Genomic DNA, 11071 nt, shown 5'->3' with positions numbered 1-11071 from the left:
TCGTCGCCCCGGTTGCCGAACACCATGGTACAGATGTTGACGGCGGTGCCGTTGGCCATCGCCGGGGTGATGTTGAACTGGCGGCGGTAGTCGACCGCGCGCTTGCCGCCCCAGGAGCCGAACACGGCCTTGATGGCGATCAGGAGCTGCTCGTAGGGGTCCTCCGGGAAGGGCCGGCCGGTCTGCTCCTGCACCACGCGCAGGAAGCGCTCGGCGGTGTCCTTAAGATCCGAGGCGGAGAGCGCCACGTCTTCCTTCACGCCGGCGGCCTTCTTGACCAGCTCGAACTGCTTGTCGAAGTAGGCGTCGTCCACGTTCAGCGCGATCTTGCCGAACAACTGGATGAAGCGGCGGTAGGCGTCGTAGCCGAAGCGCTCGTCACCGGTGGCCTTGATCACGCCCTTCAAGGTCGTGGCGTTGAGGCCCAGGTTCAGGATGGTATCCATCATGCCGGGCATGGACATGGCCGAGCCGGAACGCACCGAGACCAGCAACGGCTCGTCCGCCGTGCCGAAGCCCTTCTTGGTCTTCTTCTCCAGGGCGGTCATCTGCGTCTTGACCTCGTCCCACAGGCCCGGGGGCAGGTCCTTGGTGGGGGAGGCCAGGAAGTCCAGGCAGGCCTCGGTGGAGAGCACGAAGCCGGGCGGGACGTTGAGCCCGATCTGGGTCATCTCGCAGAGGTTCGCACCCTTGCCGCCCAGGAGGTGCTTGTTCTTCCCGTCACCCTCTTCGAAGGCGAAAACGCGCTTTTTGCTATCGGTTGCCATGGCTCTTGTGAACCCCTCAGTTCTAGTGTTGTGATGATCCGGGTGGTAACCCGAGCGGATTGTCGGGCGCTATTGTCGCAGAGAATGCTGAAAATTGCCGGATTGATGAACATACCCTCGTGGGCAGCGTTCCTCCCGCCAGGGAGACAGGAGGTCGAGGCTTCAGCCGGTCGGCCGCGCGGCCCTGGTCCGGCGAACGGCCATCCGGGGGGTTCCGTCGCCCCGGAACGTGCAAGGTTCCTTGTGGGAGCGGCCTGTGGCCGCGATGCGGCGCTGCGGCGAACTGCGATGCCGCGTTCCCCGCGCGGCCCGTCGCGGCTAATGGTCATGGCACCCGCGCCACCCCGGAACATGAAAGTCCTCTCGACCGCTAGCTCGATGGCCAGCGTGCGGGGCGGCGTAGTCAGGGCTTCCAGCCCTGCCTGTTCCAGCCCCGACACCGTCAGGGATGGCCTGACTACGCACTTTCACGGTACAGCCGCTCCCACAGCGTCGCTGCGCGACCTTCACGGTACGGCCTCGACCGCCAGTGCGGGACGCCTGCCCGGCCCGCCCCTCAGGAGGACCCGCCCGCCATCAGGCCCCCGTCGCGCAGCAGTTGGTTCACCAGATCGGCGGTGTCGTCCGGCCCCGCGGCGGCCTCGGCGGGCGTCCAGGACCAGTCCGACTCTAACCGGTAGGAGCCGACGAACCCATGCGGCGGGCGCCCGCCCCAGTGCGTGGGCGACAGCATCGAGAAAAAGGCCCGCCCGTCCGGCTTGCGGTACAGGTCCGGGTTGTGAAAGGCCGGCGCCAGCCGACTCACCGGATAGGGCGCGCTGTGGTCCGGCCCCTGGTGCAGGCGCGGGGCCCGGTCTGATTTTTCTTCTTCAATCATCGACATGCAGCGGGGGCCTCGGGGGTCTGGGGCGTCCGGGCGGCGGCCATGGTACCAGATGAGCAAGCGTCGCTTCACGCGTCCGCGCGACGCGCCGAGAAAAGCACGGGTTAGCAGTAAGATGGGGCAATCGCCACTTATCACCAGGTCCGGAGCCTCTCCACTTGACCCCACCCACCACGGATGCCGCTCGCTTCACCCAGATCGCCGACGCCCTGGCCGACCCCGGCTGGTGCGTCACCGCCGACTTCCTGTCCGGTCCCGAAGTCCAGTCCATCCGCGCCGCCGCCGCCGCGCTGGAGGCCCAGGGCGCCTTCGCCCCCGCCGGTGTCGGCCGCGGCCGGGACCTGCTGGTGCGCGCCGCGGTCCGTTCCGATCGCGTCTGCTGGCTCGACCCCGCCGCCCGCGACGGGGCCATCGGCGCCTACCTGGCCCGGCTCGAAGACCTGCGCCAGGCCCTCAACCGCGACCTCACCCTGGGCCTCTTCAGCTTCGAGGGGCACCTGGCCAGCTACCCCCCGGGCGCCTGCTACCGCCGCCACCTGGACCAGTTCCGCGGTGTGGAACTGCGTACCCTGACCGCCATCCTCTATCTCAACCCCGACTGGCAGCCGGCCGACGGCGGCACCCTGCGCCTCTACACCGACCCGGACCGCCCGGACCACTATGAGACCATAGCCCCGCACGGCGGCACCCTGGTCACCTTCCTGAGCGCCCGCTTCGAGCACGAGGTCATGGCCGCTGCGCGGGAGCGGCTGAGTCTGACCGGGTGGTTCAAGCGCAGGGGGTGAGCCCCCGCCGACTGCCATGCGCCCCGGCCGGGGGGCATCCCGTAGCCTTAGGATGGCTAGAGCCCAGCGAAACCCATCGTTTGCGCTGCCATTAAGCTAAGGTGTGGGATGGGGCGAATACCCCTTCCGCACGACCCGACCGGCCTTTATCATCCCTGCGCCCGCTGGGAGCGCCGCACCCCAGTGCGGCGCGGCCACGGCGCAACACCCAAGGCCGCGGTCGCTTGCGCGATTTTGCCGCACCGGCCCTGATCAAGGATTCATCATGACGTTACGTCGGTTGTACTCGGTCCCCGTCGGCCTGCTGCTCGGCATTGCGCTGGCGCTGCTGTTCCCGGCCGGGGCGCCCTATGTCGCCTGGCTGGGTCAGATCTTCGTCTCGGTGCTCAAACTCCTGATCCTGCCCCTGATCCTGGTCTCCATCTATGCCTCGCTGGCCGGGAGCGCGGACCTGCGGCAAATGGGCGGGCGGGCGGTGACCTATTACCTGCTGACGACCTCCGTGGCCGCGACCCTGGGGACCACGCTCGCCCTGCTGTTCTCCCACGATCTGCCCGTGGGCCTGCTCGACCTGCCGCCGGTGTCACCCACGGCGACCGCGATCAGCGTGGATCTGCTGGTGGCGAACTTCGTCCCGAGCAACATGTTCGTCTCACTGGCGTCGGGGAACGTGCTGCACATCGTCTTTATCGCGGTCATTGCGGCCCTGGCGTCCCGGCGGATCGCCGCCGCCCACCGCACCACCCTGCTCGGCGGCGCCCATGCCCTGGACGCACTGCTGATGCAGACCCTGGGCGGGGTCCTGCTCTTCGCACCGGTGGGCGTGGGGGCACTGGTCTACGCGGGCCTGGCGGGGATGGACTGGGCGGGGGTCTTTCAACTGCGCGCCTTCGTCTGGGCGGTGGGGCTGGCGGCGGTACTGCACTCGGTCGTGCTCCTGCCCGGTCTCTACCGGGTGCGCGCCCGGCGCTCGCCCTGGGTCTTCGCGTCCGCCTGCCGGGTGCCGCTCCTGACCGCGCTCTCCACCGCCTCCAGTGCCGCCACCCTGCCGGTCTCCATGCGCACCCTGGTGGCCTTCGGGGTCAGTGAGCGGGTCGCGAGCTTCAGCCTGCCGCTGGGCGCCAGCCTCAACATGGACGGCTCCTGCCTCTACCAGTCCGTCCTCCTGATCTTTATGTCCCAACTGGCAGGGGCGGAGCTCAGCCCACTGCAGGCCGTCTACATCGTCCTGCTCACCATGGCCTCCTCCGCCGGCACCGCCGGTATCCCCGGCGGCGGCATCGCCATGATGGCCTTCATGCTCAACCTGCTGGGCTTACCGCAGACCTATCTGGCCCTCTATCTGGTGGTCGACCGGTTCTTTGACTATCCCATCACCGCCATCAATGTCTGGGGCGATCTGGTGGTGGCCGCCATCGTCGATCGGGAGCTGCGTCGCGACGAGTCCGCCGCGACAACGTTAGACTAATCCCGGAAAATGGCGTAATTTGGACGAGACAATGTGGTCGGGGAGAAAAAATGTGATGAGGAGGTTTCATTGGGGTACCAATCATTCGTCGTTGTCGCCGCGATGCTTGCCATCGCCTGTTGGCCGCAAAATGATACTGAAGCGGCGGGGGGCGCGGGATCAACCGGCACTGAAAATTCGCCGGCTGAGTCGACTCGGTGGGGCGCGACCGCAGAGCAGGGCGCGGTGGACCCGATGAACGCGGCCTCGGGTGCGGCACCGAAGATGCAGAGCCTTACCGGGAAGGGTCTACCTCCGGGCGTTATGCGCTTCGAGCGGGCGGTCATTGTCGATGCCGGCGGGTTTGAACAGCCATTGGCGGCTTCGACCCTGTTCATTCCCCACGGTTGGGTGACGCAAGGCGGCGTGCGATGGGGCAGCGAATTCATTTGCACCAATGGTTACAACATCGACTGGTCGGCGGCGTCGCCCGATGGACTGACGACGATCGCGATCTTTCCTCAGGAGAAGTGGGAACTCAACAATTACGGCGCGGGGCCGTCGACGCCCGGTTGCGCGAGTGCTCCCTATACGACGACGAAGGATTATCTGCAGAGCGTCGCCCAACGCCGGCGGCCGGACGCACGTATCCTCGATTATCGCCGACGCCCGGATATCGAGCAGCCATTGGCGAATTTCAATACCGAGACGCCCATGCCGTTAGGCACCAGCCGCACGTGGGTCGAAGCGGGCGAGATATTATTCGCGTACAATGAACGCGGCCGCGACATGCGCGGTTCAGTGGCTGCCGCCGTCGTCTTCTCCCTGATGCAGACCGACGCTGGCATGGGAGTCATGAGTGCGCTGACGGCAATGGCGCTCCCGGCCTATGGCGTGACCGCTCCCGACGGCCAGCTCAACCTCGGCTTTTTCGAGGCGATCCGCCGCACAATTCAGACCAACCCGCTATGGGAGCAGCGGATAGCAGGCCATAATACCGCGATCAACAGGGTTGCGCTTGAAGAAAGCGGCAAGCGTGCCGACAGCATCGCACGATCAAACGCGGAGATTTCGCGTATTCGCGAGGACGCCTGGAACTCCTATCAAAAAAGCGCTGACCGGAGGGCGCGCGAATTCGGCGAGTTGATGCGCGGGATCGAGACCTACAGGGACACTGACGCGCCGGGCGGAACGGTCGAACTGTCTCACAATTACGGCCACGCATGGCGACTGAACGACGGGAGTTACGTCCTGACGAACGCCGCCGATTTTGAACCCTGGAGAGACCTCGGCCTTGAAGGCCGGAAACTGGAGACCTCAGAATGAAAATCCGTCCGCGCCTGTGCTTCGCTGCGGCTGCGATTGCCGCTATTTCGTCATCAGCGCTCGCCCAGAACAGCTTCGGTGACCAGCAGTCGCAGCCGGGATACGCCGCTGCGCCCGGCTATCCGCAACAGTCTGGTGCCTCGCCCCAGCAGTCGGGCGGCTATCCGCAACAACCCGGGGGCTTTCCCCAGCAGTCGGGCGGCTATCCGCAACAGTCCGGCGGCTCTCCACAGCAGCCGGGCGGTTTTCCGCAACAACCTGGTGGCTTTCCCCAGCAGCCGGGCGGCTATCCGCAACAGTCCGGCGGCCCTCTTCAGCAACCGGGCGTTTATCCGCAACAACCCGGCGGCTTTCCTCAGCAACCGAGTGGCTACTCGCAGCAACCAGGCGGCTCTCCCCAACAACCGGGCGGTTTTCCGCAACAACCCAGCGGCTACCCGCCACAGGCCGGTGTCGGCGGTAACGCGAACCTCGACCAGTTGATGCCGATGGAGCGTCAAGATTTCGGCGTTCAGCCGACGGCGCAACTCTATTCCGGCCAACTGCACGGGCCGACGCCGACGAGTATTCCGGGCGGCCAAGTCGTGACGACGAAAGGGCTCGTCGGGCTGGTCCAGGGTAACCAGGCGCCGTATCTGCTGTTTGACGTGCTTGGCGGGGCGGAGACGCTGCCGGGTGCGCTCCCAGCCGCCGCGGCTTCGCAGGCTGGCAGCTTCAACGACCAGACGCAACAGCAATTCGGGGTTTTCGTACAGCAGAAGACGGGCGGCAGGAAGGACATCGCGCTGGTCTTCTATTGCCTGTCGCCGCAATGCTGGATGTCCTATAACGCGGCGTTGCGCGCGATCAACCTGGGGTATACGAATGTGCTTTGGTATCGCGGAGGCATTGAAGCATGGAAGATGGCGGGCCTGCCGGTCCAGCAGAGCTTCGGCAAGTCGCCTCCCGGGCCTTGACCATCATCTCCCCCCCTCTAGGGAGGGCCGCGGAGAGGGAACGGCCATGGCGCCCCCAACGTTCATCTTTCGGGGTGGTGCGGGCGCCATGGCCGTTACTGCGGCTCCTCCGGCTCGGGCACGAGTGCCGCCCCCGGATACCAGGACTCGACTTCAGCACGGCTCGCGGGTGGCGTGAAGGAGTGCGATGCGACCGACCCGTCCCGGTGCCAGATCAGCCAGCGGCGATGGGGCGAAGCGGGACTCGCGAGGCCCAGGGTGAGCACCTCGGACGGGTTCCAGCGTGGGGTAAGGTCGCCGGAACCGGCGAAGTCGATGAGCGGGAAGGGCGTCATGTCGTCACCTTGCCCGGTCGGGCGGTGCGCTGGGGCGCCGTCAGGCCCTGAGGACCTTGGCGCGGTGGGATGTTGCAGGAAACCCGGACGGCCATGGGTGCGGCCGCGGGTTCCGGTGCGCTTGTCTTGAAGCCGTCGTGATCAACCATAGGTGGCGATTGATGCCTGCACGAATGAGCCTTTCTAAGTGCTTAATCATAAAACATAACAAACTGAGATAGCGAGCAAAAACTTTTCCACGCGGATGCGTCCGCGGACCGCCGCGGCGGGGCCGGCGAACAGCACGACGGAGCGGGTCGCCGACGGCTGGTACAAGCGCGGCATTCAAAGAGATTATCGTGTTTAAAGTCATAACGTTGTGATTTTATGCCCGGATGAGGCCGACGGCCTGACCCATCATGTCGGCGGCCGTTCCCAGGACCTGATGCGTTTTGCGTTGCGCCGCGACAGGGCGGATGAGGCGTGATTCTCCGCGCCGGCGCCCGGCCGTCCCGGTCGCCAGGGGCGCCCGTCCGGGCTACACTCGCGGAACCTTGATCCACCTGCCCCTGGTTTCGATGCTAGCGCCTAACTCTTTACCTGCCCTGCTGGCCCTGGCCCTGTCGCTCGCCGGGTCCCTGGTGCCGTCCGCGGTCCTGGCCGCCCCTGGCTGTCGCCAGGACGATCAGGCCCGGGTCTGGACCGCGCCGCTGCGGCCCCGGCCCGGGGCGGGGCTCACGGTCATCGCGGTCGCGACCGACGCCGCCCTGGATCAGGTGCAGGTCACCGATCCGGCGGGGGGGCGCGCGACACTGCGTACCGCCGCGACCGGCGGGCCGCCCTGGGGCCTCACCGGCCGGGTGGCCGGGCCGCGTTCCGGGACCTACCGGATCGAGGCCCTGCGCGGCGGCCGGGTCGCCGCCTGTGCCGAGGTCCAGGTAGGGGGCGGGGAGTCGCCGCGCGGGGGCGGGGACTGGGACCTCGCGACCACGGCCCTCTATTCGGCCTGGGTCGAGCGCCTGTTCGACGCGCCGCCCGAGCAGTCGATGAGCTTCGACTCGCTGGGCCCGGTGCTGCGTAACCCGGAGCGTAATTTCCTGTACGATTTCCTCGGTGCGGGGGAGGACGGCCGGCTCAGCGCCGAGCCCGACTGCGCCGATCTGCCCTATTACCTGCGCGCCTATTTTGCCTGGAGGCTGGGTCTGCCCATCGCCTATCGCCAGTGCAGCCGCGGCAGCAGCGCGAGCCCGCCGCGCTGCCAGGGGCCGGTGGTCGACAGCGCCCTGGCCGGGTCCGCGGCCTCGGCGAGCGAGTTCCGCGGGGTGACCCGGCGCCTCATGGACGGCGTCCACTCCGGCAGTGCCCGCACCGCGTTGAGCGACGAGTCCGCGGACCTCTACCCGGTCCCCCTGACCCGTGCGGCCCTGTGGCCCGGGACCGTTTATGCGGACCCCTATGGTCACGTCCTGGTGCTGGTCAAGTGGATCGCGCAGCGCCCCGGGCAGCCCGGGCTGCTGTTCGCGGTCGATGCCCAGCCGGACAACTCGGTGGCCCGCAAGCGCTTCTGGGAGGGGACCTTCCTGTTCGCCGCGACGCCGAGCGCCGGGCCCGGTTTCAAGGCCTTCCGGCCCTTGGTGCGGACGGGCGGCGGCGGGCCGCGTCAGCTGTCCAATGCGGCCCTGGGCAGCGGTACCGGCCTGCCGCCCGCGTCGCAGGAGCAGGCGCGGCTGGCCCCGGCGGACTTTTACGCCCGCATGGAGCGCCTGATCAACCCGCAGGGCCTGGAACCCGCGGCCGCCTATCAGGCGACCCTGGACGCGCTGATGGAGCAGCTCAAGACGCGGGTGGACTCGGTCGCCAAGGGCGAGGCCTATATGCGCGCCCATCCGGGGACCACCATCCCCATGCCCAGCGGCCCGGCGATCTTCGAGACCACCGGCCCCTGGGAGGACTTCGCGACCCCGTCCCGGGACATGCGCCTGCTGATTGCACTGAATGTGCTGGCCGGGCTGCCGGAGCGCATCCGCCGCTATCCGGACCTCTATGTGCTGCAAGGCGAGCGTCCGGCGGAGGCCGCCGCGGGGATTGAACGGCTCCACGCGGGGCGCCTGGACCAGCAGTTCGTCACCTATACCCGCAGTGACGGCGCAGAGGAGCGGCTGAGCCTGCGCGACATCTACGCCCGCCGTGCGGGCCTGGAGGTCGCCTACAACCCCAACGACTGCGTGGAGCGGCGCTGGGGTGCCGCCCCCGACACGGCCGATTACGCCAGTTGCCGCCGCCAGGCCCCGGCCGACCAGCGCGCGCGGATGCAGGAATATCGGCCCTGGTTCCACGAGGCGCGGCGCCCGCCGCGGTGAGCGGCCGCCGGCCCCGGTACCGCGGGCCGGGGCCGTCTTCTCACTGTCAATTCCGGATGTCTTTTGCAGGAGTTCTTCCCGTTGTCGATTGATTCCATCACCCCGGCCTGGTCAAGGCTGGTTCTGATCCTCGCCCTGGGTCTGGGCCTGAGCGCCTGCACCACGACCGGGGAAAAGTCGGCCGCCAGGGGCGCGACCTGGGGTGGACGCCCCATCGGTACGCCGCCGGCCCCGAATCCCGGCCTCAAGCGGGCGATCGTCAAGCGCGCGCTCGGTGAGTGGGAGTATTTCGGCCGTCAGACCGTGGTCTTCCGGGGCAGTGAGGAGAGTATTCCCCACGTCGGCTCCTGGGAGGACGACAACGCGAGCTACAGCGACCGGGTCGGCATGTACTGGCGCGCGGCCGGCAAGGCGGGGCTCAACGGCATGGACTGCCGGGAGCCCTGGTCTGCCGCCTTCATCAGTTATGTGCTGCAGGGCGCCGGGGTGCCCGGGTACCAGTTTCACCCGGCCACCGCCCATTCGGTCTATCTCGCCAATCTCATCAATGAGTCCTATTTCCCCGGCCGCTGGTTCGTCCCGCGGCGGGTGCGCGACTACAGCCCCAACCCGGGCGACCTGATCTGCGCGCCGCGGGGCGCGTCGCGTCCCGCGAGCTTCGATGGTTATCTGACGCCGCAAAGCCTCCAGGGCGCCAACACCCACTGCGACCTGGTGGTCGCCAAGTCCGGCCAGACCCTGGAGAGCGTCGGCGGCAACGTCCGCAACTCGGTGTCGCGGACCACCCTGGAACTGGACGGGCAGGGGCACCTGCAACCGGTCGCGCGGCGGCCCTGGTTCCTGATCATGGAGAACCGTCTGTAGCTTGGCGGGGTGCGCATGAAGAAGGCGATCATCGTGCTGCTGGTCCTGGGTGCGGGCGGCTGGCTGCTGTACCGGGCCCGGGTCGCCGGGGTCGCGAACCCGGGGCGACTCACCCTCTATGGCAACATCGACGTGCGCCTGGTGAATCTGGCCTTCCAGGTCAGCGGGCGGATCGCGGAGCTGGCGGTGTCCGAGGGCGCGCTGGTGGTGCCGGGGCAGGTCCTGGGGCGGCTCGATGATCGGGGCCTGAGCGAGGCGCGCAACGTCGCGCGGGCCCAGGTGCAGGCGCAGCGCGCCGAACTCGACAAGCGAATCGCGGGCACCAGGGCGCAGGACCTGGCCAAGCTGCGGGCGGACCTGGAGGTGGCGCGGGTCGAGTCGGTCAATAGCGCCCGCCGCGCCGAGCGCGCCCAGGACCTGTTCAAGCGCAAGCTGGCCTCCCCCCAGGATACCGACGACGCGCTCACCCTGGCCCAGTCTGCCGCGGCCCGGCGCAATGCCGTGCAGGCCGCGCTGGACCTGGGCCTGGCCGGCAGTCGGGCCGAGGACATCGCCGCCGCCGCCGCCCAACTCGCCGCCCTGGAGGCGGGGCTGGCGACCGCCCAGTTGAACCTGGGCTATGCGACCCTGAGCGCCCCGGTCGGCGGCATCGTCCAGAACCGCATCCTGGAGGTGGGTGACATGGCCTCGCCCGAGCGCCCGGTCTTTACGATCACCATCACCGAGCCGCTGTGGGCGCGCGTCTATCTGGCCGAGCCGGACCTGGGCCGGGTCCGGCAGGGTCAGCCGGCGCACGTCTCAAGCGACAGTTTTCCCGGCAAGTTCTATGCGGGCTGGGTCGGCTACATCGCCCCCAGTGCCGAGTTCACCCCCAAGACGGTCCAGACCACCGAACTGCGCGCGGACCTGGTCTATCAGGCGCGGGTCTATGTCTGCAACCCGGCGGGCGAGCTGCGCCAGGGGATGCCGGTCACGGTGGAACTGGATCTCAGCGCCGCGCCGCTGGGCGGGCCGGGCTGCGCCCCGGCGGTGCCGTCCGGCCAGGGTCCGGCGCCGGATGCGACCAAGGAGAGTCCCGCAGGGGCGCGACCTGCCAGTTCAGGGCAAGGCCCTGGGATCTGATAGCCTATGTCACGCCCTTTCAGGGCTGGACTCGATTTGAATCGCGAACCCAGGGCGTTGCCCTGGGCTGGTATGTGTGACCCCGTTGGGGTCATGCGCCGACCTGGGAGCGATTCACAAATAGGTTAGACAAGTCCATTAGGGAGTGCTCTTGGCGCGAATATCGTCGTCGTGGTCGTTGTCGTTGTCGTTGTCGTTGTCGTAATCGTATTCGTATTCGTATTCGTAATCGAGGTTATCGTAGCAC

General features: G+C 67.9%; 10 protein-coding genes. 7 read left to right on the top strand and 3 right to left on the bottom strand.

Annotated features, from left to right (window positions below; genetic code table 11):
• The coding region (locus QZY48_RS04115) for a PEP/pyruvate-binding domain-containing protein (RefSeq protein ID WP_295428077.1) at window positions 1-767 on the bottom strand (767 nt) is incomplete at its 3' end.
• A 556-nt stretch (window positions 768-1323) separates the two neighbouring features.
• Window positions 1324-1650, bottom strand: coding sequence for a DUF2452 domain-containing protein (locus QZY48_RS04110; protein ID WP_295428074.1), 327 nt, complete (start codon window positions 1648-1650; stop codon window positions 1324-1326).
• A gap of 158 nt (window positions 1651-1808) precedes the next feature.
• On the opposite strand from QZY48_RS04110, the gene QZY48_RS04105 reads away from it, so the two are divergent.
• The 4 genes from QZY48_RS04105 (at window position 1809) to QZY48_RS04090 (ending at window position 6164) form a co-directional block, all read left to right on the top strand.
• Window positions 1809-2435: a 2OG-Fe(II) oxygenase gene (locus QZY48_RS04105; RefSeq protein WP_295428072.1), complete on the top strand. Its 627-nt coding sequence runs from the start codon at window positions 1809-1811 to the stop codon at window positions 2433-2435.
• A gap of 265 nt (window positions 2436-2700) precedes the next feature.
• Window positions 2701-3903: a dicarboxylate/amino acid:cation symporter gene (locus tag QZY48_RS04100; protein WP_295428071.1), complete on the top strand. Its 1203-nt coding sequence runs from the start codon at window positions 2701-2703 to the stop codon at window positions 3901-3903.
• Between the two features lie 33 nt (window positions 3904-3936).
• Entirely contained in the window at window positions 3937-5208 is a 1272-nt protein-coding gene (locus QZY48_RS04095) for a hypothetical protein (protein WP_295428068.1), read from the top strand.
• The gene (locus QZY48_RS04090) at window positions 5205-6164 is read left to right on the top strand and encodes a rhodanese-like domain-containing protein (protein WP_295428067.1); all 960 of its coding nucleotides are present in this window, start codon (window positions 5205-5207) and stop codon (window positions 6162-6164) included. The genes QZY48_RS04095 and QZY48_RS04090 overlap by 4 nt, the downstream gene beginning before the upstream one ends.
• 95 nt (window positions 6165-6259) lie before the next feature.
• Here the strand turns inward: QZY48_RS04090 and QZY48_RS04085 are convergent, their stop codons facing one another.
• Window positions 6260-6499, bottom strand: coding sequence for a hypothetical protein (locus QZY48_RS04085; protein WP_295428065.1), 240 nt, complete (start codon window positions 6497-6499; stop codon window positions 6260-6262).
• 557 nt (window positions 6500-7056) lie between these two features.
• Here QZY48_RS04085 and QZY48_RS04080 point away from each other — a divergent pair.
• The 3 genes from QZY48_RS04080 to QZY48_RS04070 all read left to right on the top strand — a co-directional run bounded on the left by QZY48_RS04080 (window position 7057) and on the right by QZY48_RS04070 (window position 10824).
• Complete coding sequence (locus QZY48_RS04080; protein WP_295428062.1) at window positions 7057-8838, top strand: hypothetical protein; 1782 nt, start codon at window positions 7057-7059, stop codon at window positions 8836-8838.
• Window positions 8839-8919: 81 nt separating this feature from the next.
• Window positions 8920-9702, top strand: a complete 783-nt coding sequence (locus QZY48_RS04075) for a DUF2272 domain-containing protein (protein WP_295428059.1) — start codon at window positions 8920-8922, stop codon at window positions 9700-9702.
• A 15-nt stretch (window positions 9703-9717) separates the two neighbouring features.
• A complete protein-coding gene (locus QZY48_RS04070; RefSeq protein ID WP_295428057.1) occupies window positions 9718-10824 on the top strand; it encodes an efflux RND transporter periplasmic adaptor subunit in 1107 nt (368 codons plus the stop codon).
• Window positions 10825-11071 lie beyond the last annotated feature (247 nt).

The organism is uncultured Thiodictyon sp., from assembly GCF_903828115.1.
Taxonomy (GTDB): Bacteria; Pseudomonadota; Gammaproteobacteria; order Chromatiales; family Chromatiaceae; genus Thiodictyon.
The sequence above is the reverse complement of the archived record's forward strand: the minus strand, read 5'-3'. Positions and strand labels throughout refer to the sequence as shown.